The organism is Mesorhizobium sp. B2-4-15 (assembly GCF_006658505.1).
Lineage (GTDB): Bacteria > Pseudomonadota > Alphaproteobacteria > Rhizobiales > Rhizobiaceae > Mesorhizobium.
Genome location: NZ_VFUZ01000002.1, coordinates 260,406 through 285,016, shown reverse-complemented (window position 1 = coordinate 285,016; position 24,611 = coordinate 260,406). Strand labels below are relative to the sequence as shown.

At 59.9% G+C, this 24,611-nt stretch carries 22 protein-coding genes; 13 read left to right on the top strand and 9 right to left on the bottom strand.

What is annotated here, in order from left to right; genetic code table 11:
• Window positions 1-75 precede the first annotated feature (75 nt).
• The 3 genes from FJ930_RS03710 to FJ930_RS03700 all read right to left on the bottom strand — a co-directional run bounded on the left by FJ930_RS03710 (window position 76) and on the right by FJ930_RS03700 (window position 3,052).
• Window positions 76-882: an ATP-binding cassette domain-containing protein gene (locus FJ930_RS03710; protein ID WP_181176363.1), complete on the bottom strand. Its 807-nt coding sequence runs from the start codon at window positions 880-882 to the stop codon at window positions 76-78.
• Window positions 858-1,940, bottom strand: coding sequence for an ABC transporter permease (locus FJ930_RS03705; protein WP_141834933.1), 1,083 nt, complete (start codon window positions 1,938-1,940; stop codon window positions 858-860). The genes FJ930_RS03710 and FJ930_RS03705 overlap by 25 nt, the downstream gene beginning before the upstream one ends.
• Window positions 1,941-2,035: 95 nt before the next feature.
• Window positions 2,036-3,052, bottom strand: a complete 1,017-nt coding sequence (locus FJ930_RS03700) for a sugar ABC transporter substrate-binding protein (RefSeq protein WP_140742654.1) — start codon at window positions 3,050-3,052, stop codon at window positions 2,036-2,038.
• A gap of 229 nt (window positions 3,053-3,281) precedes the next feature.
• Between FJ930_RS03700 and FJ930_RS03695 the strand changes: the two genes are divergently transcribed.
• The 4 genes from FJ930_RS03695 (at window position 3,282) to FJ930_RS03680 (ending at window position 7,245) form a co-directional block, all read left to right on the top strand.
• A complete protein-coding gene (locus tag FJ930_RS03695) occupies window positions 3,282-4,508 on the top strand; it encodes an ROK family transcriptional regulator (RefSeq protein ID WP_141834930.1) in 1,227 nt (408 codons plus the stop codon).
• The gene (locus tag FJ930_RS03690; protein WP_140742388.1) at window positions 4,509-4,955 is read left to right on the top strand and encodes an RbsD/FucU domain-containing protein; all 447 of its coding nucleotides are present in this window, start codon (window positions 4,509-4,511) and stop codon (window positions 4,953-4,955) included. It abuts the gene before it with no gap.
• Window positions 4,952-5,875: a carbohydrate kinase gene (locus tag FJ930_RS03685; RefSeq protein WP_141834927.1), complete on the top strand. Its 924-nt coding sequence runs from the start codon at window positions 4,952-4,954 to the stop codon at window positions 5,873-5,875. Before FJ930_RS03690 ends, FJ930_RS03685 begins: the two co-directional genes overlap by 4 nt.
• Window positions 5,876-6,102: 227 nt before the next feature.
• Entirely contained in the window at window positions 6,103-7,245 is a 1,143-nt protein-coding gene (locus FJ930_RS03680; RefSeq protein WP_141834923.1) for a DegT/DnrJ/EryC1/StrS aminotransferase family protein, read from the top strand.
• 9 nt (window positions 7,246-7,254) lie between these two features.
• On the opposite strand, the gene cysQ is transcribed toward FJ930_RS03680, so the two are convergent.
• Genes cysQ through cysD form a run of 3 tightly spaced genes read right to left on the bottom strand, consistent with a single transcriptional unit; the run spans window position 7,255 to window position 10,902 of the window.
• Window positions 7,255-8,046, bottom strand: coding sequence for a 3'(2'),5'-bisphosphate nucleotidase CysQ (cysQ, locus tag FJ930_RS03675; RefSeq protein WP_181763272.1), 792 nt, complete (start codon window positions 8,044-8,046; stop codon window positions 7,255-7,257).
• Window positions 8,047-8,056: 10 nt separating this feature from the next.
• On the bottom strand, window positions 8,057-9,994 hold the full coding sequence (gene cysN / locus FJ930_RS03670; RefSeq protein WP_181763267.1) for a sulfate adenylyltransferase subunit CysN: 1,938 nt from the start codon (window positions 9,992-9,994) through the stop codon (window positions 8,057-8,059).
• Between the two features lie 2 nt (window positions 9,995-9,996).
• Window positions 9,997-10,902, bottom strand: coding sequence for a sulfate adenylyltransferase subunit CysD (cysD, locus tag FJ930_RS03665; protein ID WP_150829016.1), 906 nt, complete (start codon window positions 10,900-10,902; stop codon window positions 9,997-9,999).
• Between the two features lie 474 nt (window positions 10,903-11,376).
• Between cysD and FJ930_RS03660 the strand changes: the two genes are divergently transcribed.
• Window positions 11,377-12,708, top strand: a complete 1,332-nt coding sequence (locus tag FJ930_RS03660) for an O-antigen ligase (RefSeq protein WP_141834917.1) — start codon at window positions 11,377-11,379, stop codon at window positions 12,706-12,708.
• Window positions 12,709-12,725: 17 nt separating this feature from the next.
• A complete protein-coding gene (locus FJ930_RS03655) occupies window positions 12,726-13,670 on the top strand; it encodes an NAD-dependent epimerase/dehydratase family protein (protein ID WP_141834915.1) in 945 nt (314 codons plus the stop codon).
• Between the two features lie 99 nt (window positions 13,671-13,769).
• Here FJ930_RS03655 and FJ930_RS03650 read toward each other — a convergent pair whose 3' ends face one another.
• The 3 genes from FJ930_RS03650 to FJ930_RS03640 form a co-directional block, all read right to left on the bottom strand.
• The gene (locus tag FJ930_RS03650) at window positions 13,770-14,309 is read right to left on the bottom strand and encodes a sugar transferase (RefSeq protein WP_141834912.1); all 540 of its coding nucleotides are present in this window, start codon (window positions 14,307-14,309) and stop codon (window positions 13,770-13,772) included.
• 121 nt (window positions 14,310-14,430) lie between these two features.
• Entirely contained in the window at window positions 14,431-15,363 is a 933-nt protein-coding gene (locus tag FJ930_RS03645) for a glycosyltransferase family 2 protein (protein WP_141834909.1), read from the bottom strand.
• 162 nt (window positions 15,364-15,525) lie between these two features.
• Entirely contained in the window at window positions 15,526-17,517 is a 1,992-nt protein-coding gene (locus FJ930_RS03640; protein ID WP_181763266.1) for a nucleoside-diphosphate sugar epimerase/dehydratase, read from the bottom strand.
• 412 nt (window positions 17,518-17,929) lie between these two features.
• Between FJ930_RS03640 and FJ930_RS03635 the strand changes: the two genes are divergently transcribed.
• From FJ930_RS03635 to FJ930_RS03605, 7 genes are all read left to right on the top strand, one after another.
• The gene (locus FJ930_RS03635; RefSeq protein WP_140742406.1) at window positions 17,930-18,721 is read left to right on the top strand and encodes an ABC transporter permease; all 792 of its coding nucleotides are present in this window, start codon (window positions 17,930-17,932) and stop codon (window positions 18,719-18,721) included.
• An 11-nt stretch (window positions 18,722-18,732) separates the two neighbouring features.
• Window positions 18,733-19,473: an ABC transporter ATP-binding protein gene (locus tag FJ930_RS03630; RefSeq protein WP_141834907.1), complete on the top strand. Its 741-nt coding sequence runs from the start codon at window positions 18,733-18,735 to the stop codon at window positions 19,471-19,473.
• A 236-nt stretch (window positions 19,474-19,709) separates the two neighbouring features.
• Window positions 19,710-20,837 carry a DegT/DnrJ/EryC1/StrS family aminotransferase gene (locus FJ930_RS03625; RefSeq protein WP_141834904.1) on the top strand — a complete coding sequence of 376 codons (1,128 nt, stop codon included), beginning with the start codon at window positions 19,710-19,712 and terminating at the stop codon, window positions 20,835-20,837.
• Window positions 20,822-21,772 carry a glycosyltransferase family 2 protein gene (locus tag FJ930_RS03620; RefSeq protein WP_141834901.1) on the top strand — a complete coding sequence of 317 codons (951 nt, stop codon included), beginning with the start codon at window positions 20,822-20,824 and terminating at the stop codon, window positions 21,770-21,772. Before FJ930_RS03625 ends, FJ930_RS03620 begins: the two co-directional genes overlap by 16 nt.
• A complete protein-coding gene (locus FJ930_RS03615) occupies window positions 21,769-22,719 on the top strand; it encodes a WxcM-like domain-containing protein (protein ID WP_141834898.1) in 951 nt (316 codons plus the stop codon). The genes FJ930_RS03620 and FJ930_RS03615 overlap by 4 nt, the downstream gene beginning before the upstream one ends.
• Complete coding sequence (locus FJ930_RS03610) at window positions 22,709-23,083, top strand: GtrA family protein (RefSeq protein ID WP_181763265.1); 375 nt, start codon at window positions 22,709-22,711, stop codon at window positions 23,081-23,083. Before FJ930_RS03615 ends, FJ930_RS03610 begins: the two co-directional genes overlap by 11 nt.
• Complete coding sequence (locus tag FJ930_RS03605; protein ID WP_181763264.1) at window positions 23,083-24,594, top strand: glucosyltransferase domain-containing protein; 1,512 nt, start codon at window positions 23,083-23,085, stop codon at window positions 24,592-24,594. The genes FJ930_RS03610 and FJ930_RS03605 overlap by 1 nt, the downstream gene beginning before the upstream one ends.
• The last annotated feature ends 17 nt before the right edge of the window (window positions 24,595-24,611 follow it).

The window sequence follows — 24,611 nt, the reverse complement described above, 5'->3', positions numbered from 1 at the left end:
TCTTAGTGCATTGCAGCATGCTTTCAATCGATTTAAACGATCGCCGGCTTGGATGCCCCGCGGCACTTGGCAAGATCAGGCCGCCAGGACCTCCGGTGGCGCCTTGGCCCCGGTCATGAAGGCTACCGCGTCGGACATCGTATATTGTTTTGGGTCGATGACGGCCAGGCGACGGCCCAGCCGATGGATGTGGATACGGTCGGCGACCTCGAAGACATGCGGCATATTGTGTGAAATGAGCACGATCGGAAGGCCGCGTTTCTTGACGTCGAGGATCAATTCGAGCACGCGGCGGCTCTCCTTGACACCGAGCGCCGCGGTCGGCTCATCCATGATGACCATCTTCGAGCCGAAGGCGGCAGCGCGTGCCACGGCAACGCCCTGACGTTGGCCGCCAGACAGCGTCTCCACCGCCTGGCTGATGTTCTGGATCGTCATCAGACCGAGTTCGGTCAGTTTGTCACGCGCGCGCTTTTCCATCACCGGACGGTCGAGCATGCGAAGCCATCGACCAAGGAAACCCGGCTTGCGGATTTCGCGACCAAGAAACATGTTGTCGGCGATGGACAGTGCCGGCGACAACGCCAGGTTCTGGTAGACGGTTTCGATGCCCGCTTCGCGGGCTTCCATCGGCGACTTGAAGGCAATCGGTTTGCCGTCGAGCCGGATCTCTCCCTCATCCGGCGTCACCGCACCGGAAATGGCCTTGATGAGAGATGACTTGCCGGCGCCGTTGTCGCCGATCACGGCGAGGATTTCTCCGGGGTAGAGATCGAAGTCGGCGCTGTCGAGGGCCGTGACGCGACCGTAACGCTTGACCAGGCCGCGCGCGGTGAGGATGGGTTCCTGAGCCTGGGTCATGCCGAGATCTTCCTGATCCATTGGTCGATGCCGACCGCGACGATGATAAGGGCGCCGACCGACAATTGCGTCCATTGAGGATCCGTTCCCCACAACCGCAATCCCAGTGCGAACACGCCGACGATCAGAGCACCGAAGATGGTGCCGAGGATGGAGCCGCGTCCGCCAAACAGCGAAGTACCGCCGATCACCACGGCCGTGATCGAATTGATGTTCTCGAACTGGCCGGCCTGAGGCGAGACCGAGCCGATGCGCCCGATCAGCGCCCAGCCGGCAATGGCGCAAATGACGCCCGTCAGCGTGTAGACCACGAGCAGCATCCGGTCGACACGGACACCCGACAGTTCGGCTGCCTCCGGATCGTCACCCACCGCATAGACATGGCGGCCCCAGGCAGTCTGGTTGAGCACGTACCATGCGATCGCCGCCATGATCAGCATCAGAAGCACACCATAGGTAAAGACAGCGCCGCCAACCTTGAACGAGTTGCCGAAGAATTGCAGCAATGGCGCCGTTGCCTCGAGGTCCTGGCTGCGGATGGTCTCGTTGCCCGAATAGATGAAGTTGATGGCAGCGTAGATTGACCAGGTGCCGAGCGTCACGATGAAGGGCGGCAGTTTCACCCTGGCAATGAGGACGCCATTGACCAGGCCGCAAAGCGCGCCGACAAGCAGCCCGACCGCGACAGCCACGGGTGCCGGGACACCATAGTGCATGGCAAACTGGCCCATGACGACGGAACTCAGGACCATGATGGCACCAACGGACAGGTCGATGCCGGCGGTCAGCACCACCAGCGTCTGGGCGATGCCGACCATGCCTGTTATCGCCACCTGCTGCAGGATCAGCGTCAGCGTGAAGGGGGAGAAGAAGCGGCCACCGACGACGACGCCGAACAGGATCACCGAGAGCACGAGGATGATCAGGGGCACCATTGCCGGGCTTTTGTGAAGCCTGTGCTGGATGCTTTCCAGCGGGGTGCGTGAATGTGTGTCGAAGGAAGCGACGCTGCCGTCGCTTGCGGCCAACGCCTTTTCGAACTCCTGCGGTCCGCTGACTTTGGTTGTCTCGATGCTCAACTCGGCCTCCCCGCCTTATGGGTGGAGCGGCCGGAGCCGCCCCACACCATTTTTTCTTGTGGTTTTCTGGAAAATGAGCCGATCAGGAGATCAAATCAACCCCAGCACTTGGCGAGACCTGCCTTGGTGTCGATGGAATCGACGCCGGCAGCGGGCTTGTCAGTGATCAGCGTCACGCCGGTATTGTAGAAGTTCAAGCCGGGCGACGGCTCAGGCTTCTTGCCGGTGTCGGCGAAAGCCTTGATCGCCTCGATGCCAAGCGAGGCCATCAGCAAGGGATATTGCTGAGAGGTGGCGCCGATAATACCTTCCGCCACATTCTTGACGCCCGGGCAGCCGCCGTCGATCGAAACGATCAACACGTCCTTCTCCTTGCCGACCGCCTTCAATGCCTGGTAGGCGCCCGCGGCGGCGGGTTCATTGATGGTATAGACGACGTTGATGTTCGGGTCCTTCTGCAGGCAGTTCTCCATGGCGGTATGGCCGCCATCCTCATTGCCGCTCGATAGATCGTGGCAGACATTGCGCGGATCCTTCTCGTCACCGATCTTCTTGGGATCGTTGACGTCGATACCGAAGCCCTTCATGAAGCCCTGGTCACGCTGCACGTCGACCGATGGCTGGCTGGCAATCAGGTCCATATAGGCAATGTGGGCATCCTTGGCCTTGTCGCCCAAAGTCGCTTTTGCCCATGAGCCGATGAGTTCGCCGGCTTTGAAATTGTCGGTTGCAAACGTCGCATCCGCGGCGTCGGCGGGCTCAAGCTGCGTGTCCAGCGCGATCACGAGAAGTCCGGCGTCTCGCGCCTTCTTCACCGCCGGCACGATAGCGGCGGTGTCGGTGGCGGTGATCAGAATACCCTTGGCGCCATCGGCGATGCATGATTCGATCGCCGCGACCTGGCCTTCATTGTCGCCTTCGGCCTTGCCGGCATAGGCTTTGAGATCGACGCCGATTTCCTTGGCCTTCGCCGTAGCGCCTTCCTTCATCTTGACGAAGAAGGGATTGGTGTCGGTCTTGGTGATCAGGCAAGCGCTGACATTGGCGGCGAAGGCGGCCGGTGCAAACGCCATCGCGCCAAACGCCGCGGCGGCAAAAACTGTGGCTTTCAATACTCTTTTGTCGGTCACGATTGTCCTCCCAGTGGAACCATTTCGGGTGCCGGCCAACCGGCATCCATACAAGCATCCAGACAAACAGCCCAGCGTGGATGCTGGCTTCAGCAGACACCAGACCGCGCTGGCTGTCAATAATTAAATCACTCTTATTTATTATTGACACACTTGCCTCGACCGCTCATTCTGGCCCAAAGCCCCGAGGGGAATTAACGGGAGGATCAGGGTGGAGACCGGCAGTGCGAGGCACGGTTCGCCCGAGACAGCCGAGAGTCGGCTTCACCGGGGCACCAATCAGAGCGGGATGCGGGACCACAATGAGCGGCTTGTGCTCTCGCTGGTGCGCCAGCATGGCAGCCTCGCCAAATCCGATATCGCCCGTATGACCGGCCTTTCGGCCCAGACCGTTTCAGTCATCATGCGGGAACTTGAAGACGACAATCTTCTCGTGCGTCAGGCGCCGTTGCGCGGCAAGATCGGCCAACCGTCCATTCCGATGGCGCTCAATCCGGAGGGTGCGTATTTCATAGGCCTGAAGATCGGCCGGCGCAGCGCCGAACTCGTGCTGATCGATTTCCTCGGCAATGTCCGTTCGATGTTGCAGCACTCCTACCGCTACCCGGCGCCACGCGAGACAGTGGAATTCGTCACCTCGGGCATGGAAAAGATGCGCGCGGAACTCAGCCCCGCTCAGAACAAGCGCATTGCCGGGCTCGGCATCGCCATGCCGTTCGAATTGTGGAACTGGGCCGATAGGGCCAACGCGCCCCGGGACGTGATGGATGAATGGCGCCACCGCGACATCAGGGCCGAGATCCAGTTGCAGTGCGAATTTCCGGTCTACCTTCAAAACGACGCCACCTCGGCTTGCGGCGCCGAGCTCGTCTTCGGCCAGGCAGGAGCCGCCCGCGACTTCGTCTATTTCTATATCGGCGCCTTTGCCGGCGGCGGTATCGTGTTGAATGGACGCCTCTATGGGGGCCCCACCGGCAATGCCGGCGCGCTGGGCTCCATGCCGGTGCCAGGCCCCGAGGGCAAGCCAACCCAGCTGATCGACATCGCGTCGATCGCCATGCTGGAAAAGGCGCTCAACGCGCGCGGTGTCGAAGCTTCACATCTGTGGACATCTCCGGAAGACTGGGGCGAGATCGGCGTCGAGCTCGACGATTGGATCGCCAGCGCCTCGCGGGCGCTCGCCTACGCCATCGTGGCGGCCTCTTCCGTCATCGATTTCGAGGCGGCGGTGATCGACGGCTGGATGCCGCTCACCGTACGGCGGCGGCTGGTCGATGCCGTCATCGAAGCCGTCGGCACCGTTGACGGCGAAGGATTGAAGCTTCCAGCCGTCCGCGAGGGGACCGTCGGCATCCACGCTCGGGCCCTTGGTGGCGCCAGCCTGCCGCTTTCGGAGCGATTTCTCGTCGGTTCGACCACGATTTCCAGGAGCGCCTGAATGCTGATCGGAATACCGGCGCTACTCGGTCCGGAACTCCTGGCGACCCTGCGTGCCATGGGGCATGGCGACGAGATCGCCCTGGTCGATGGAAACTATCCGGCCGAGGAGCAGGCAAGACGCCTCGTCCGGGCCGACGGTCATCCCCTCATTCCGGTGCTCGACGCGATCCTGAGCATCCTGCCGGTCGACGACGTCGTCCCCGAGGCGTTGTTTCGCGCCTCGGTGAAGGGCGATCCGTCACTCGCCGACCCCGTCCATCATGAGATGGAGGCGATCTGTGCCAAACGCGTGCCGGGCCGCAAGGTGGTTGCGCTGGCCGGCGCCGACTTCTATGCACGGGTCAAATCGGCGCACGCCATCGTCGCGACAAGCGAGCCGCGGCTTTACGCCAACATCATCATCCGCAAGGGCGTGATCTATCCGCCGGAGACCAAGAAGCCATGATCCTCTGCTGCGGCGAAGCCCTGATCGACATGCTGCCGCGCACCACGACGGAAGGGGAGCCGGCCTTTGCTCCCTATGTCGGCGGCGCGGTGTTCAACACGGCGATCGCGCTTGGCCGGCTCGGTGCGCCGGCCGGCTTCTTCTCTGGCCTGTCATCGGATCTTTTCGGCGGTCAATTCCGGGATGCGCTGGGAGCGAGCAAGGTCAGTTCCACCTATGCCCACACGTCGCCGAGGCCGACGACGCTGGCTTTCGTAAAACTGAACAATGGCCAGGCGACCTACACCTTCTATGACGAGAATACCGCCGGGCGCATGCTGACCATCGACGACCTGCCGCAGCTCGGGTCCGAGATCGAGGCGATGCTGTTCGGCGCCATCAGCCTGATCTCGGAGCCCGCGGGATCAGCGTATGAGGAATTCATGAAGCGCGAGCATGGCCATCGCGTCATGATGCTCGACCCCAACATCCGGCCCAACTTCATCCCGGACAAGGCCAAGCACCTCAGACGCATCCGCGCCATGATGGCGATGGCCGACATCGTAAAGCTCTCGGACGAAGACCTCCATTGGTTCGGCGAAGCCGGTTCGCATGAAGACGTCGTGCGCAACTGGCTCGACCGCGGGCCGAAGCTCATCGTCGTCACGCATGGCAGCGAAGGTGCGGTCGGCTACAGTAAGGATCATGCCGTCACGGTAATGCCGGAGAGGGTCACGGTGGTCGATACGGTCGGCGCCGGCGACACATTCAACGCCGGCATCCTTGTCTCCCTGCATGAACAAGGCCTGCTGACGAAGGCGGCCATAGGCGGACTTACACAAGACGCCATCCGCAAGGCACTGTCGCTCGGCGCCAAGGCGGCGGCGGTGACGGTGTCGCGCGCCGGCGCCAATCCACCCTGGCGGCATGAGATCAACTGATCCGCGCCCAGCCGATCACTTTATGTTTCGATGGGCTGGAAAAGCGCGACAGAGAAGGTTCCAAATGCGCGCTGAAGGCCGGATTTCCGGCTTTTGGGCACTATGCGCCGGCAAAGGACGGTAACAGACTGCGACACTGGCGCAGTTCGCGCCGCCCTCGGCCGGCTTTTTCAGCCGTGCCAAGTCTGTTACCAGCAGGCCGGTTTATTGGCAGCTTTGAGGCCGACATGCAGTTCATCGATCTTGGCGCGCAGCGCGAACGAATCCGCGACCGGCTGAAAGCCGCGATCGACCATGTCGTCGAGGACGGCCGCTACATTCTCGGCCCCCAGGTCGCGGAGTTCGAGAAGAAGCTCGCCGCCTATGTCGGCACCAAGCATGTCGTGGCGTGCGCCAACGGCACCGACGCACTGCTGCTGCCGCTGTTTGCCGCCGGCATCGGTCCGGGCGATGCCGTGTTCGTGCCGAGCTTCACTTTCGCCGCCACGGCTGAAGTGGTGGCGCTGGCCAAGGCGGAGCCTGTGTTCGTCGACGTCGACGCCAAGACCTACAACATCGACATCGCCAGCCTCGAGGCCGCGATCGCGATGATCAAGAAGGAAGGCCGGCTGAAGCCGAAGGCGATCATCCCGGTCGACCTGTTCGGTCTAGCCGCCGACTACGAAGCCATCATGGCCATCGCCAACCGTGAAGGCTTGATGGTGATCGAGGACGCCGCCCAGTCGATGGGCGGGTCACTTGACGGCAAGATGTGCGGTGCCTTCGGCCATGTCGGCTCGACCAGCTTCTATCCAGCCAAGCCGCTTGGCTGCTATGGCGACGGCGGCGCGATGTTCACCAACGATGACGCACTGGCCGACAAGTTGCGTTCCTTTGCCTTCCACGGCAAAGGCGAGACGCAATATGACAATGTCCGTGTCGGCATCAATTCTCGCCTCGACACGCTGCAGGCGGCGATCCTCATCGAGAAGCTCGCCATTCTCGAAGACGAAATGATTGCACGCCAAGTCGTGGCGAATCGCTATGCCGAAGGTCTCGGCGACATCGTCACCGCCGCCCGCAACCTCGACGGCAGCCGCTCGGCGTGGGCGCAGTACGCCATTGAAACCCCGAAGCGCGACGGGCTGAAGGCGCATCTGAGCGAGAAGGGCATTCCCTCGGTCGTCTACTACGTCAAGCCGTTGCACGAGCAGGTCGCCTATCGCGACTATCGGCGCGCGCCGACGGGTCTTGCCGTTTCGGAGGGATTGCCGAAGCGTATCCTGTGCCTGCCGATGCACCCCTATTTGAGCGAAGCCGACCAGGACCGAATCATAGAGACGATCCGCAACTATATCGGTTCGAACTCGGCGCAGGCCGCGGCCGAGTAACCGTTAGTCTCAGGCGGGGCTGGTCCCTGCCCTGCCGCTGGCGATGAAATGCGGATTGGCGAAATCCTCATCGTCGACCTGGTCGCGTTTGCCATAGGCCAGAGGCTTGCCGTCCAGCGTGCACGTCGTGCCGCCCGCCGCGCGAAGCACCGCGTCGCCCGCCGCCGTGTCCCATTCCATGGTGCGGCCGAAACGCGGGTAGACATCCGCCTCGGCGCTGGCGAGAAGGCAGAATTTCAAGGAAGAACCGACCGAAACGATCTCGGCGGCACCGAGGTCGCGAATATAGGCTTCGGTTTCCGGCGTGTTGTGGGAGCGGCTGGCCACCACGGCCAGCGGGGCCGCGGCCGTTCTCACCGAAATCGGCCGGCGAGCGACGATCTGGAAGTCGCCATCGATTTCGAGAGCTTCCGCCCTGCCCGGCTGGCCGGAAAAGAAACGGCCGCTGCAGGGGGCGAAGACGACGCCGACTTCCGGCACGCCACGACGGACAAGCGCGATGTTGACGGTGAAGTCAGTGCGGCGGTTGACGAATTCCTTGGTGCCGTCGAGCGGATCGATGAGGAAGAAGGCCTCGCCAAGATAGGCAGGCATGACGCCGGCGGCCGCTTCCTCTTCAGCCACGCACGGAATGTCGGGGAATGCGGCGCGCAACCCGGCGAGAATGATCTTCTCGCTTTCGCGATCCGCCTCCGTAACCGGCGAGGAGTCCGATTTCCGGTCCACCGCGCAACCGGCGTGAAACACGCGCATGACCTCGCGTCCGGCCGCCAGCGCCAGATGCTCGAAGATTTCGAGCATCGACCTGTCGTCAGATGCCGCCGCCGTTGTCGTATTGGTCTTCGGCAATGTCACGCTCATTCAGCCAGTGTTCCAGGGCATCTACCATCTCTTCCGCCGATCTGCCGAGCGTCTTCAGATGGATTTCCGGTTTTTCCGGCGCCTCGTATGGCGAATCGACACCGGTGAAATTCTTGATCTCGCCATTCAGCGCGCGGGCGTAGAGGCCCTTTGGATCCCGCCTGGCGCATTCCTCGAAGGGCGTGTCGACAAACACTTCGATGAACTCGCCATCGGCCATCAGCTCGCGCGCCATGCGCCGCTCGGCGCTGAACGGCGAAATGAAGGAGACAATGACGATCAACCCGGCATCAGCCATCAGCCTGGCCACTTCGGCGACGCGGCGGATGTTTTCGACGCGGTCGGCATCGGTGAATCCGAGATCGCGGTTGAGACCGTGACGGACATTGTCGCCATCCAGGATATAGGTGTGCCGGCCGGTGGCGAACAGCTTCTTCTCGAACAGGTTGGCGATGGTCGACTTGCCGGAGCCCGAAAGCCCGGTGAACCAGAACACGGCAGGCCGCTGGTTCTTCATGTCGGCACGCGCGCGCTTGCCGACATCGAGCGATTGCCAGTGGATGTTTTCAGCACGGCGCAGCGAGTGCACGATCATGCCGGCACCGACGGTGGCGTTGCTGATGCGATCGATCAGGATGAAGGCGCCGGTGGTGCGGTTCTCGGCGAAAGGATCGAAGGCGATCGGTGCTCGTGTCGAGATGTTGCAGATGCCGACTTCATTCATCTCAAGCGACTTGGCCGCCTCATGGGCGAAGTCGTTGACGTTGATGCGGTATTTCAGGTCGGTGACAGTGGCGCTGGTCTGGTCGGTTTCGGTGCGCAGGATGTAGGAGCGGCCCGGCAACAGCGCATGCTCGTCAAACCAGACGATGTTGGCGGCGAACTGATCGGCGACCTGTGGCCGGGCTGCCGGCGAAACCAACATGTTGCCTCTGGAAACCTCGACCTCGTCGTCAAGAACAAGCGTGATGGCCTGACCGGCGACCGCCTGTTTGAGATCGCCGCCATGAGCGACGATGCGCTTGACATGCGAGGACTTGCCGGATTTGGCGACGACGACCTCGTCGCCCTGCGAGACCGAACCTGAAGCAATCGTGCCGGCAAAACCGCGGAAGTCGAGATTCGGGCGATTGACGTACTGGACCGGGAAACGGAACGGCAGCTCGACGGTCGCCTCCTCGACCGAGACGGCCTCAAGGTGCTCGATCAGCGTCGGACCGGAATACCATTTCATGTTTTCAGAGCGGCTGCTGACATTGTCCCCGTAGCGAGCCGACATCGGGATCGGCACGATGGTCTGGAAGCCGAGATCGCGTGAGAACTGCCGGTAATCTTCGACGATCCGGTCGAAGACCAACTGGTCGAAATCGACGAGATCGATCTTGTTGACGGCAAGCACGATATGGCGGATGCCCAGCAAGGAGGCGATGATCGAATGGCGCCTGGTTTGGCGCAACACCCCTTGCCGGGCATCGATCAGCACGATCGCCAGGTCGGCGGTCGAAGCGCCTGTCGCCATGTTGCGTGTATATTGTTCGTGGCCGGGCGTGTCGGCGACGATGAACTTGCGCTTGGGCGTGGCAAAGAAACGATAGGCAACATCGATGGTGATGCCTTGTTCGCGTTCTGCCTCGAGACCATCGACAAGCAGCGCGAAGTCGATGTCGTCGCCGGTGGTGCCATGCTTACGCGAATCGCGCTCGAGCGCGGCGAGCTGGTCCTCGAAAATCTGCTTGGTGTCTGACAAAAGGCGACCGATCAGCGTCGACTTGCCGTCATCGACCGAACCGCAGGTGAGGAAGCGCAGCAGCGACTTCTTTTCTTGCGCCGCCAGATAATCGCGTACGCTGTCGGTGGGGGCGAGGCTCTTGGCCATGATGTGGCGCATGGTCAGAAATACCCCTCGCGCTTCTTCTTTTCCATGGAGCCCGCCTCATCACGGTCGATAAGGCGACCCTGGCGTTCGGAAGTGCGTGCGGTCAGCATCTCACCAACGATGGCTTCGAGCGTGTCGGCATCGGATTCGATGGCGCCGGTCAACGGATAGCAGCCCAAAGTGCGGAAACGCACAAGCCGGTCCTCCACGACCTCGCCGGGGCGCAGTTTCATGCGCTCGTCGTCCTTGAGAATCAGCATGCCGTCACGCTCCACCACCGGCCGCTGCTTGGCGAAATAGAGCGGCACGATCGGGATGTTCTCCTGCAGGATGTACTGCCAGATATCGAGCTCGGTCCAGTTCGACAGCGGAAAGACGCGGATCGATTCACCCGAGGCGATGCGGGTGTTGAATATCTTCCACATTTCGGGCCGCTGGTTCTTCGGATCCCAGACATGCTGGGCATTGCGGAACGAGAAGATGCGCTCCTTGGCGCGCGATTTTTCCTCGTCGCGGCGGGCACCGCCAAAGGCGGCATCGAAACCGTATTTGTCGAGCGCCTGGCGCAGCGCCACGGTCTTCATGACATGGGTGTGGGTGTTCGAACCGTGATCGAACGGATTGATATTGTCGCGCACGCCGTCTTCGTTGACATGAACCAGCAGGTCGAAGCCCAGCTTCTGCGCCATCTGATCGCGAAAGGCGATCATTTCGCGGAATTTCCAGGTGGTGTCGACGTGAAGAAAGGGGAATGGTGGCTTGGCGGGATAAAACGCCTTCATCGCCAGATGCATCAACACGGACGAATCCTTGCCGACCGAATAAAGCATGACCGGTTTGGCGAAGGCGGCCGCAACCTCGCGGAATATATGGATGGACTCGGCTTCAAGCCGCTGCAGATGCGTAAGCGCTATGGTCATAGATTGTGAGCGTTCTCTCATGCCTTGCGACAGAAGCTTCAAACATCGAGCTTTCTTGCGCCCGGTTCAAGCTTCGCTTCTGGACAAAGTGTTTCGTGCGGGCGTTCTAGCAGATCGGCGCGCGGCAGAACAATGCAAGACGAGCCCGGCAACGGTCGGTTCGAGAATGAATTTTCCATGCTTTCCGCAGAACCCGGAAATTTCTGTTCGCAACGGCTCCGGTCGGCAAAATGCGCGAAAAATATTGCTCGGGAGAACCGGACGTCAGCGCTCTTGGAAGCACTCCTGCTCTCCCGACCCAGACGTCGATTTCGGTGGCAATCGGCCCAGATGCACTATCGAAAGGTTAGCCCAGCCGCTATACCGAACGAAGGCGGGCAACATGCGTCATAAGGGCAATTCGAGGCGAGCACATCTGGGTTCACTGAAAAGACGTGCCGCACAAAGCTTCTCGAGAATAGCGAGCCCCGCAACTTGAACCGGCTTTTGTCTATAAGGCAACGACTGACGCCTTCGCGGGTCAATGTCTACTTCTCCATTATCTGCTTCTTTTTTCCGCCAGTTCTGGGATCGGTGGTGAGCTTCGTGTTCAATGGCGGCGGCCTGTGGTCCGTCCTTTTGATCGCCTTGAAGAAGAGACGCTTCAATATCGACCGAGCGATGATGGCGCTGACGATCGCGATCTATGCCTATTGCGCGGCCAATGTCATGGCTTCCGTAGTTAACAATACGATCGTCAGGGATGCGCCGCGCCTGATCCCGCTCGTCACCTTCCTGTTCTTCCCCCTCTCCTATTCGACCTGGAGCATCACTCAGAAAACAACGCTTGTCCGTATCATCATGCTGAGCAGCATGGCGGCCTGTTTTGTCGCGCTGCTCCTGGCGATCACCCAGCAATACGGGCTGGGGATCCGGGCGAAGGGCGGGGCGGGAAATGCGATCGTGTTTGCGGAGGTTCTCTGCCTTGCCGTGGTGGTGTGCGTGGCCGGCGCCCTGTCTGGGATCGAGAGGCATAGGGTCGCCTTCGTCTGTGCCGCGCTTTGCGGGACGATCGCCATCATTTACTCCGGTACCCGCATTGCCTGGCTGGTGCTGCTGATTGCAAGCATAGCCGTACTGCTGATCAACCAGCAGAGGCTGAGAGGGCGGAATGCCGTCAGGCTGCTTTTGCTGCTGCTGGCGATCGGCATCATCATCGCGGCCGTCGGCTTCCAGACGATATGGGGGCGTGTCGAATTTCTGCGCTCCGACTGGGAAGCGCTCGCCATCCATGGCGACTACACGACAGCCTTGGGATTGCGCGTCGCTCTTTGGGACATCGGCCTGAAGGCGTTTCGTGAAATGCCCTTGTTCGGCCATGGAGTGGGTGCCACCCAGCTCTTGATAAAGCAGGGCTTCCAGAATCAATTCGGGATGGATGCGGGCTTCAATCATTTCCACAACGGTTTCCTGACCGCCTTGGTGCAGGCAGGGATCCTGGGGGCCGTGACGTTGGCGGCGATCTTCATCGTTGCGGCCAGGAATGCCGCCCTGGTCCTGCGGAACAGCGCCGATCCGATCGAGCGGTTCGGAGCCACCATGATTGTCATCGTGGTGATCACCTATCTCATCGCCGGGATGACGGGCATCCTGATCGGTCACGACATTCTGGACTCGGTGCTGATGGTCTTCCTGGTGTCGGGAACCTATCTTGCTTCGGGACGTCAGGCCCTGTTGGCAGAAGAGCAGACACGCCCGCCCCTGACTGAAAACCAATTCCCTTCGCCGGTGATGGAAGAGCAGGCGCTTCCATCCGCCACTCAATAACCGTTCCGGGCGAGGCAATGAAAGTCCTGGTTACAGGCGCGACAGGCTTTATCGGCCGCCAGGTGGTCCATAGGCTTCGTGAGGCCGGCGTCGAACTTCGCCTCGCCTCGCGCCGCCCCGAGGGACTTGACCCAGGGTCCGGCGCGATGCTGATGCCTGGTTTCGATGCGCCGGCCGCGGCCTTCCTGGCGCTGACCCGGGATGTTACGGATGTCGTCCATTGCGCGGGCCTGAACAATGATGAAGGCAACGCCACCGAGGCCAATTTCAAGGCAGCCAATGCAGAACTGAGCGCACGGTTGGCGCATGCCGCCGCCACGCAGGCAAGCGGACGCTTCATCCTTCTCTCTTCGATCCGGGCCGTGATTGACGCACGTGCCAGCGCAACGATCAACGAGGAGACGATGCTCGACCCGCAATGCGCCTATGGGCGCTCGAAGCGCGAAGCGGAGATCAGGGTATTGGACGCCTATGCCTCGCACGGCCGTTCCGATGCCACCGTGTTGCGGCTGCCTCCGGTCTATGGAGCCGGCATGAAAGGAAATCTGGCGACGCTGATGCGCCTGGCCGATACGGCCCTGCCGCTGCCGACGGGCGCGCTGACCGGGAAACGCTCGCTGCTGTCATCGCTATCAGCGGCGGGAGCCGTATGGCATCTGCTGAACCGTCCGGCGCCGCTTCGCCCGGTCTACATCGCCAGCGATGTGCCGCCGGTTTCGGTCGCGGCCGTCGTCGGCGCCTTTCGCAGCGGCTTCGGAAGGCCGACGCGGCTGATGACCGCGCCGGCCGGACCGTTGCGCGCAGCCGCGGTCCTCGCGGGCAAACGCCTGTTCTGGGACAGCATGACGGCGACGCAGATATGCGACCCTTCCCTGCTCGTATCAGAAGGCTGGCTGCCGGAAACCCACACGCTGGAGCGGTTGGCCGCAATAGCGCGGTTGGAAAAATTCCGACGTCTTTAACCCCTGATCCAAACCAGCGTCCACCTTCGGGATCGTGGTTTTTTGTCTGACCACGATCTTTCCAAAAACCGGCGTCCACTTTTTGGGATCGTGGTCTGTTCAACCGCGATAGAGCGTTCCAAGCAGGATTCGCAGATCGAGCCAGAGCGACGCGGTCCTGAGATAGGTAGCGTCGGTTTCGGCCAGGAGCTGCGGGGTGGACATGTTGATGCCCCTGATCTGTGCCAGACCGGTTATGCCCGGAAGCACCGCCAAAACTCCAAGCTGCCTCCGGTACTCGATCAATTCCGTCTGGGTCGGTAGGCAGGGGCGCGGCCCGACCAGGCTCATCTCGCCTTTCAGAACGTTCCAGAACTGCGGCAACTCATCGAGCTTGAACTTCCGAAGGACCTTTCCGACCGATGTCACGGCGCTCACAGGCGCCTCATGTGAAGGCAAGGACAGCGTGCCGAGATACATCGTCCGCAACTTGTGGCAGCGAAAAGGCACGCCGTCGCGGCCTACCCGCGTTTGGGAAAAAATCGCCGGTCCGGGCGACGATGCCCGAACGGCAAGGACGGCAAGCAATAGAACAGGAGACGTGGCCACGAGCAGCAATGCCGCACCGGCAAGATCGAAGATTTTCTTGGCTGTCTTCATGAACGGCAGATCGTGCTCCCTGGCAAAGCTCCGTGCGACAACACCGCGGATGAAGCCTGTCAATCCGGCCGAGGTAGCACGGGCTCGCCTCTCGACCAAGCACGCTGCGGCCGTTGGATGTTCAGATGCGCCCCAGGACGAAAGCGAGATAGAGCCCCAGGGTCCCGGCAAGTGTCTGTCGATAGACACCGCTTTTGCGCAGAGCGCCCAGGCGCTGGAAAAGACTGCCTTGCCGGCCGTTTGCGAACAGGTCGAGGCACGCCGCCGCATCCTTCGTGAGGATCTCGCGATTGAGGGCAAGACCGGCAAGATTGAGATCGGTCCAGCCGGCAAACTCGCCCTTGAACAGGCGGCCAAGCCGCGAGATCCTGGCCGGCCACGATACATTGGCGCCGACCAGGTTTGCCGCATGCTGCCGGTAGCGCACCAGCGGCCGCGGATCGTAACGGACGATGCCGCCCGCGCCGGTGACAATCAGATAGGCCCACCAGTCGTGACTGACGAAGCCGGTCCGTGCGGAAGCACCGGCCAGCAGATCGCGTGCGGCGCGATTGAGCAGGATCGTGTTGCCGCCAGCGATACTCTGGACGAGCGCGTTGCGGAAGGATGGTGGCTGTTGAAACAGCGGCGAATAGCCGACAAGGCTTCCGGTTTCGGTCATGGTCGAGGTTCGCGAGCAGAACATCAACGGGATTCCCGCGTCGAACGCCTGCACCCATCGGATGGCGGTTTCCAGCCTGTCCGGCTCCCACACATCGTCCTGATCGCTGAAGGCATAGCAGTCGGCATCGATGCGCTGATCGAGAAGCATCGACCGGAAATTCGCGGCAAACCCTTGCCGCGGCCCGTCCACCAATGTCAGCCGACCCTTTGTCCAGCGGGGTTTCCAGGCCTCGATGATGGCAATCGTGCCATCGTTGGAGCCATCGTCGGATATCCAGAGGTCGATGAGAGGATGTGACTGCGCGAGCAGCGATTGCACTTGCTCATCGATGAAGGCGGCGCCGTCTTTCGTGCCCATCAGGACCGCAATGCGCAGATCTGCTTTATCCACTGAAGTCAAGTACCTTGCATCTGCCAGAGATTTTGAGAGGCCCGAAGGTCACGCTCCTTTGTCAGAAGCGGGTCCGGCTGTCGCGTCGAATCGGTTTCATGCGACGCGCATCAGGTCTTCGCTCTCATGCATGTCGCCCAAACCTAGGATCACTTTGGGTGATCAGTTCACCTGCCCGGCCGTCTTCGGGATGATGTCCTGATGCGCTTTCGCGCTCGTCTTCGTCGCGCGATCGAGGTCCATCAGGACGGCGAGCGAAGCCGCCTTGTCATGGTTCTTCATCGATTGCTGCAGCGCTGCAAGAGCGGCCTGGACATCCGACCATTGCGCGACATCAGTGCTCAGGCCAAAAATCTTCGAAATACCGAGCTCGACCAATTTCTCGTCTTCGCCGTGCAGCGTCTCGTGGAGTTTTTCACCGGGCCTGATGCCGGTGAAGCGAATCGGGATATCCGTGTATGGGCTCTTTCCCGACAAGCGGATCATCGTTTCGGCGACTTCAAGGATCGGCACCGGCTTGCCCATGTCGAGCATGTAGACGGCATAGTCTTGGCTGCTTGGCCGCGACGCGGCATCGGCCGCCGACATGATGACGAGATCGACGGCTTCGGCGACAGTCATGAAATAGCGTGTCATGCGCCGGTCCGTGATGGTGACAGGCCCGCCTGCCTCGATCTGCGCCTGGAATATGGTCGCCACCGAGCCATTGCTGCCAAAGACGTTGCCGAAACGGACGGCGATGAACTTGGTGGCGGCATGCCGCCCGCCCGGTTCGCCGGCCGGTGTTCCGTGCAAGGCGCTGACGATCTGTTCGGCGGCCCGTTTGGTCATACCAAGCACGGATGACGGATCCACCGCCTTGTCGCTCGACACGAGGACAAATTGCGCCACCCCGCATTTGGCGGCGACCTCGGCGCAGACGAGCGTGCCTATAATATTGGTCTGGATGGCCGATTCCCAATTCTCCTCGAGCAGCGGAACGTGCTTCAGCGCCGCGGCATGGAAAATGATGTCGGGTTTGAACTCCGTGACGACACGCACCATCTGGCGCCGGTCCGCGACATCGACGATGCGGACCTTGAGGCGGTCATGGTCCTTCTCGTTGACATACTGGCTCAACTGGAAGATGCCAAACTCGGAATTGTCGGCGACCAGCACCGCCTCGGCCCCAAGTTCCAGAGACCGCTTGACCAGTGTGCGGCCGATGGAGCCGGCGCCTCCCGTAACCAGGACGCGCTTGCCGCCGACGAAGGCGCCGATGCGTTCGATATCGGACGGCACCGTGGGGCGGCGCAGGATCGTTTCCATCTCGACGGCGTCGAGAACGAGCTTTCCCTCCTGCCCCAGTTGCGAAAGCCCGGAGAACTGCACAACCGCTATGTCAGCGTGGCGGGCGACGCGAACCAGCTCGGAATATTCCTCGATCTCATGCTCGGCGCCGCTGCCGAAAATCAGGAGATCGAGGCTCTTGGTGCCGGTCGCATAGTCCTCCAGGACGTCGATGAGGCGTGGTCGCGTCGCCACGACGGGGACACCTTGAATGCGCGTGCCCAGTGGCGCGCCATGCTCGGTCGCCATGATCCCGGCGATGGAATAGTCGGCGGGATCAGCCGTGCGCGTAAAGCGGATGATCAGGTCGGCTTCACCGAGGCGGCCGACGAACAATGCCTGTTTGGTGCCCGCCTTGTCGGCCTTGCGGTTCAGGATGCCCCAACTCGCACCGTCACGCAGGAAGCGGTAGAACAGACGGGGCGCCGAAATGATGGTGAAGGAGACGAGGAAAAAGACAATGAATTGGCGCTCGTTGAGGCCCGCGACAGGCTGGAAGAAGCGAAGGACCAGCGAAACGGCATAGAGCGTGAACGTCAAAATCGCGCAACTCTTCAGGATGTTGAAGAAATCAGGCGTCGAGGCGAAGCGCCAGACCGTGGTGTAGAGGCCGCAGTAGCGGAAAAGCAGGTGGCTGATGAGAACAATGCTGGCCCAGGTGGCCAGTCCCTCGCGGGACAGCGCCTCGAACGAAAGATCCGACCGTGACAAGACAAGGCTGAGCGCCACCGCGACCAGGACCATGACCACGTCCTGGACCATCATGAAGGCGCGCCGCACTTCCGGCCTGAGTCCGAAGACAGCTTCCAGGTAAGTATTATTCATTAGGCAGTACTAACTCCGGCTCGCGGATATGAACATCAGCAAAGTGTGAGCACGAGTTATTCGTGGCCGATCACGCCTTCAAAGCATCATATCCGGCCCCCGCCGTGTTGTATCGCATACTGCGGGCGGGAGGCCATAGCTAGATGTTTTGTGGAAGGGAGAACGAATAAGAGCAGGTTTGATGCCTTATCCCCGGATGGTGGTCGCCGGCCCAAGGTCAGCCATGCGAATTGCGTAATCCCGCAACGTCAGCGTGTATTCGGTCCTGTCGCGGTTGACTCTGTCTGCGACCTCGTTACGACGCAATGCGTTGCCATAAGCTCGTCGCAATGGCTATTAAAAGGTCCCCGGTGGTTCGTCACGGACCTTGATGAGATGAAGCAGCGGAACAACAGATGCGATACTGCCCACGATGATTTCGGCACTAAACGGCGCCCTTGACGACATCTCGAAGGCCATGAGGCTGCACAGGGTCTGGATCGCGCTGGCCCACGAGGACATCGGCGACCAACACAGGCGCACGACGCTTGGCCCCCTTTGGCTGCTGGTCAACTATCTGGCTTTCATCGGCACTTTCATCTTCGTTTTCAAGACCAGCGACACGGACTCGGCCGGGTACACGGCCTACGCATCGATCGGCCTTGTTGTCTGGTTCTATCTTATGGAGATGATCAGTCTGAGCGTGCCCCTGTTTTCGCGCGAAGGCAGTTTCATTCAAGGCACGAGGCTACCACTCTTCGTGTATGTAATGCGGCTGACGGTGCAATGTATCATCCGAGCGGCCTATTCAGTCGCGGGTTGCATCGTCATTCTTCTGTTTAGTGGCCTGGGGATTAGCACTGAGTGGCTTCTGTCAATTCCAGGGATGCTGTTGATTGTCCTAGCAACGCCTGCAATGGTGACGGTCTTTGCGTTTCTGGGCGCATTCTTTCCCGACGCTCAGTTCATCGTTGGCAACATCATGCGGGTCGGCACGTTTCTTACTCCCGTCTTCTGGGTCTACCATGGGCAAAGCGGCATACAGAACTATGCCTATCATTGGAATCCGTTCACATATTTCCTGGAAGTGGTGCGCGCACCAATCGCGAGCGGCGAATTCCCAATGCATGCCTTTGTCTTGACGGCCTATATCTCCTTGGCCTTCTGGGTGATCGCGCTGTTGTTGCTGGGCAGATATCGCAAGCGCGTTGTTTTCCTGATCTGAGTTTCAAAAAAATGATCTCCGTAAAGCTGGATAATGTCAGTCTTGCCTATCGTCTCTACGAAAAATTGACGCTTTCGGCGCCTGATCGCCGTTTAGGGGCTCTGGGCGGCACGATCGGACGCTCCGGCGGCATGCAGGTCGTGCAAGCGCTCGAAGATGTCAGCTTTGAACTTAAAGCAGGCGATCGTTTGGGTTTGGTCGGCCCAAACGGGGCAGGCAAGACGACACTGCTGAAGGTATTGTACGGCATCTATCAGCCCTCGTCCGGTACCGTATCTATCGAAGGCAAAGTCGACGCCTTGTTCAACATCAACATCGGCTTTCGCCCGGAGGCGACGGGACGGCGAAATATCGTTCTGAGAGGGTTGATCAGCGGATGGACCGAGGCTGAGATCGAACAAAAAATGCCGGAGATCATCACCTTCAGCGAACTTGGCGACTTTATCGATGTCCCGTTCAAAACCTACAGCCAGGGTATGGCCGCCCGTCTCGCTTTTTCAGCGGCGACAGCACTCGACCCCGAAATTCTGCTGATGGACGAATGGATCGGCGCCGGCGACGCCGCGTTTCAGGAAAAAGCCAAACGACGGATGGATGAGCTGGCAGAAAAGGCGGGCATCATCGTCCTGGCGAGCCACAATGAAAACCTGCTCGAAAGCGTATGCACGAAGAGAATGACGCTTAAGAACGGAAGGGTGGAATCCTTCATCACGAGACCAACAAAGAAGGTTGGAGCTCGAGCCAAGTCTTAACGGCGCAAGTCCTCTTCCGTAATCCAGCCTCTTCCACTTACCAGGAGGTGCGTCGTTCGCACAATGAGCAAAAGTCCGTTGCGGTGGCGGCAGAATCCCAATAATTGTGCCTCTTATTCCGGCGCCTTTTACGCTTGCGATCGGATCCAGGGCTTGCCATGCCTGCGGCAACCGAGCTTGCCAACGTTCGCCCCTGCGAACACTCTCGAATGAAATATGCTTAAGCAGGTGAGCCAATGACGAAACAAGAAACCATTCCGATGAATGACCTGAAGCGCCTGTATCAGCGCTATCAGATCGAAATTGAACGCGAGGTGGCAAGCACTTTACAGTCGGGATGGTGGCTCAATGGCGCGGTGGGCAAGAGATTTGCGGCAAATTTTTCCAAGTTCATAGGTGCTTCCGAATGCATCCTCGTGGCCAACGGCACCGACGCGCTCGAATTTGCGTTGGCTGCGGTCACGCGCGATGGGTCGCGCGGACGTGAGGTTATCCTGGCGGCCAATGCCGGGGGATATGCCAGCTGTGCGAGCTGGCACAACGATCTTGTTCCGCACTACGTCGACATCGAACCGACCAGCCAACTGGTAGATCGTCGATCGGTGCTCAAAGCGGCCAACGCGGACACCGCTGCAATCGTCGTGACCCATCTTTATGGCGGCGTCGTCGATGTGCGCGCGCTCCGGACCGAACTCGCCGATGCTGGGCTCCCGCACATTCCGATCGTGGAGGATTGCGCGCAAGCGCACGGGGCAAGGATCGGCGGCGACGTTGCGGGTTCGCTGGGAGATATCTCTACTTTCAGCTTCTATCCAACCAAGAATCTCGGGGCCATGGGTGACGGCGGCGCCGTTCTCACCTCCAACGCCTCGGCCGCGGCATATGTGCGGCAACTGCAGCAATATGGCTGGAGTTCAAAATATCATGTCGGCGTGCCCAATGGCCGCAATTCTCGCATGGATGAGGTTCAAGCTGCGATCCTGGATGTTTTGTTGGGCGACGTTGATAACCGCAACGGGCAGCGGCGTACCATTCTCAACCGTTACAAGTCGGCCTCCGGGCATCGATTGCAATTCTTGGAAGGTGGCGGCGGCAGCGTCGCACATCTCGCGGTCGCGCTCTGCGACGACCGGGATGCGTTTAGAACGTTTATGAAAGAACGCGGCGTCGATACCGACATCCACTATCCTGTGCTGGATTGCGACCAGGTCGGCTGGGCGGCAATGCCGATGAAAGGAACGGAAAATCTCGCCGTTTCAAGAGCCAGCGTCAGCCGCCTCTGCTCCGTTCCCTGCTATCCCGACATGACGGAAGACGAAATAGAGCATGTGTGTCAGGTGCTCCGAGCATGGGAGGCAATGTGACAACACGCTCGATTGTTTTCCCGATCTATCGAAATCAGGCGAACATCGCCTCCCTTTTGCAAGCGGTCGCAGATTTCCATTCCAGATATCAAGGTGACATCGAGTTCGTCTTCGTTGTCGACGGATCTCCTGATGAATCCGGCCCTCTGCTGGTCAGGGCATTGAAAGGCTCGGGCTACGATTACAAGATCATCTTCCACAGCCGGAATTTTGGCTCATTCACTGCCATTCGAACCGGGCTCGAACATGCGTCAGGCGACCAGGTGGCCGCCATGGCCGCTGACCTGCAAGAACCGCCGGACCTGATCGTGGAATTCTTTTCAAAACTGGCACAGGATGAAGCGGATGTGGTGTTTGGTCAGCGCACCGGGCGAAGCGATCCGCCCCTGACCAAATTTCTGTCGCGAACTTTTTGGGCAGCTTATCGCAAGTTGGTCTTGCCAAGCATGCCAAGTGGCGGAGTCGATATCTTCGCCTGCAATCGCCAGGTCCTGGAAGCGATACTGTCGATTGAAGAACCCAACAGCTCACTTGTCGTACAGCTGTTCTGGGTCGGATTCAGGCGGGAATTCGTGCCGTACCGCCGCCGGGAACGAGAGCATGGAACAAGCGCCTGGAGTATGGCGCGACGGTTCCGATATATGATGGACAGCATTCTCTCGTTCTCCGACTTCCCGATCATGCTCACGCTATGGGTGGGTTTTGCCGGCTGTGTGCTGAGCATTCTATTTGCAGCGGTTACCGTTATTGCTCGCCTGCTTGGAAATATCGACCCTGCCGGCTACACGACACTGGTGCTGCTGATCGTCGGCTTCGGTTCAGCAAGCCTCATGGTTCAGGGCATCCTGGGTTGCTATCTCTGGCGGGCGGTCGAGAATACCAAGTCGCGTCCACTTAGAATCATCAGCCGCGTCATTGACGGAACAGCTAAATGACCGACAAGCCATTTTTCGTCCACGAACGCGGCATCTGCGAAAGCCTCCGCGTCGGCAGTGGAACTCGCATCTGGGCGTTCGCCCATGTCCTCCCTGATGCCGTGATCGGCTCGAACTGCAACATCTGCGACCACGTCTTCATCGAGAACGACGTGATCGTCGGCGATGACGTGACCATCAAGAGTGGTGTCCAGCTCTGGGATGGCGTGCGCTTGGGCAATGGCGTGTTTGTCGGCCCGAATGCGACCTTCACCAACGATCGCTTTCCGCGCTCCAAGGAATATCCCGAGGCGTTTCTGCTGACGACTGTCCATGACGGCGCGTCGATCGGCGCCAACGCGACGATCCTGCCGGGCATTGTGATCGGCCGCCGAGCGATGATCGGCGCGGGTGCAGTGGTGACAAAGGATGTCCCCGCCAATGCAGTTGTGGTCGGAAACCCGGCCGTGATCGTCGGCTACCAGACCGGCCCGCAAATTGTGTCGGCATTGACGCAGACCCAACCCGGCGCGGTCGGCGAGAAAATGTCGCTTGGAGTTGGCGGCAGTGAACTGTGGCGGCTGCCGCATTTTGGCGATTTGCGCGGTGAGCTTGCGCCGTTGGAATTCGGCTCGGACCTGCCCTTCGAGCCGGTCCGCTCATTCATGGTCTACGGTGTGCCCTCCGACAAGGTCAGGGGCGAGCATGCGCACCGGGAATGCCAACAATTCCTTATCGCGGCTCACGGCCGCCTTTCCGTGGTCGTGGATGACGGCCATGACAGGAAAGAGGTTTCGCTCACCGAGCCTTCGATCGGCCTCTACATTCCGCCCGGTGTCTGGGGAATCCAATATAAATTTCAGCCAGATACGGCACTGCTTGTCCTGGCTTCACATCCCTATGACGCCGGCGACTACATCAGGGATTATGCTGATTTCCTGGATACGGTCAGGCAGGATGGCAGTTGATCGAATTGGCGGCGATGCTGTCCGCTTCCTTGTCGCCGGCGGCCTGAACACCGCATTGACGAGTGCCGTCTATTTCGCCGGTCTGATCATGCTCCCTTCGGGGTTGTCCTACGCGCTTGCCTGGCTGGCAGGCCTCGTGTTTGTAATGGTGTTCTACCCTGACCGTGTCTTTCCAGGAAGCCGTACAGGCCTTACGGATCGGCTGGCGATCGGGGCCATGATCGCAGTTGTGTTCGTGGTCGGATTGGTGAGCCTTCACGTTCTCCAAGCCATCCTGCAAAACAACGTGGTGGCATTCATGTTAACCCTTGCCACGACAACCGTCCTAAACTTCCTTTTTTCTCGATGGATACTCCGCAGATAATGCTGATTCGACCAAGCACAATTCGACCTGCCATCACTTTTTTTGCGATTTTTGTGGCGATGTATTTCTCTGAACTGGCTTCCTTTTCGCTGTCAGTTGACGAAGAAGTGGCCGCCTTCCGAACGGATGCGTCGATCTGGATCGTTCAGGGACGCTGGGGCGCATATCTGATCGAAAGATTCCTTATTACCCACCCGGTGATGCCTTTGCTGGCGCCGGCCGTCTTTGGCGCAGGTTGTGTCGCCGCCTACCTTCTCGTCATGGACGCCATCGGCAAGGACGAGTTCACCGTCCCCGAGTATGCATGCTTTGCGGTCTTCTGCGGCTTTCCAAGCTGGTTCTTCATCGTCGAATTCTATTCGAACATTGCCGCAGTCGGGATCGGCCTGTTCGCCACCGCCCTTGCGCTTTGGCTGATCGCCCAAACAGACTTTTCGCTGCGGAGTCCGCGCTTCCTTGGCGCAGTTGCTGCGGGCGGTTTCGCGATTTCGATCTATCAGAGTTTCGCGCCAGCAATTCTGGTACTCGGCATCGCGATCTCAATTCTGCAGGCGCGGGGCGATACCGAAAAATCGGTGCCGAAATTTCTGCTTCGCGTTGGCATCCTGCTGGCCGGCGCCATTTTGTTCTACGCCATGGGCAATGCCATTTTCAGATCGTTCACATCTATGCGGAACGAGTATTTCGACTCGCTTTCCCAGCCGGGGTTTCTGTTTCAACATCCAGTTATAGTCATTGAGCGCGTCCTGCAGGCGATGGGAGGAGCGTATGGCCTGGACAAGGGCACCTACGCCGTTGTGTTGTGGACTATTCCCCTGATGCTGAGCCTGGGCGGCTGGGAAATCTTCAGAGGATCGACCCACTCAAGGCTGCTATCGACAGCAGCAGCCTTTGTTTCGCTGCTTGTCCCCTTCAGCCTTCATTTTCTCGCTGCGGGCAACATGCCAGTCAGAAGCCTCGTCGGGCTGCCGATCGCTGTGTGGCTATTTGTCTATGTCGCGGTGACCAGCAAAAACTCCAGAATCAGAACAGCCTCGGCGGTCTTGCTGGCGGTGGCGCTTTTCCAGTTCCAGGTAATCCAGAATTATCGTCAGGCATCCAGCTATCTGGTCGACAAGCACGACACTCTTTTGGCGGGCGCCATCTACGACAGACTGTCGGTCACACCCGGTTTTGATGCAAAACGCACCTATGCTTTAAGTGTGTTCGGCGCACAGCCATTTGTAACCAACTATCCCAGGCCTCCCGATTCGACAGTCGGCCACTCTTTCTTCGAATGGGACGGCGGCAATCCTTGGCGTATCGCCTACTATATGAAATTGCTTGGCTATTCCAATTTGAATGGCACGTCTGAGGATCAAGTGGATCAGACAATTGTCCGTCTGTCGACGATGCCTATATGGCCGGCTCCCGGCAGTGTGGAAATCAAGGACAATATCGCATTAATAAGGCTTGGTGAGACGCCCAGCTATGCAAACCAGCAAGCCCTTGCAAGGATGGCAAATCGTTGAGTGCCGCGTCTTGGTGT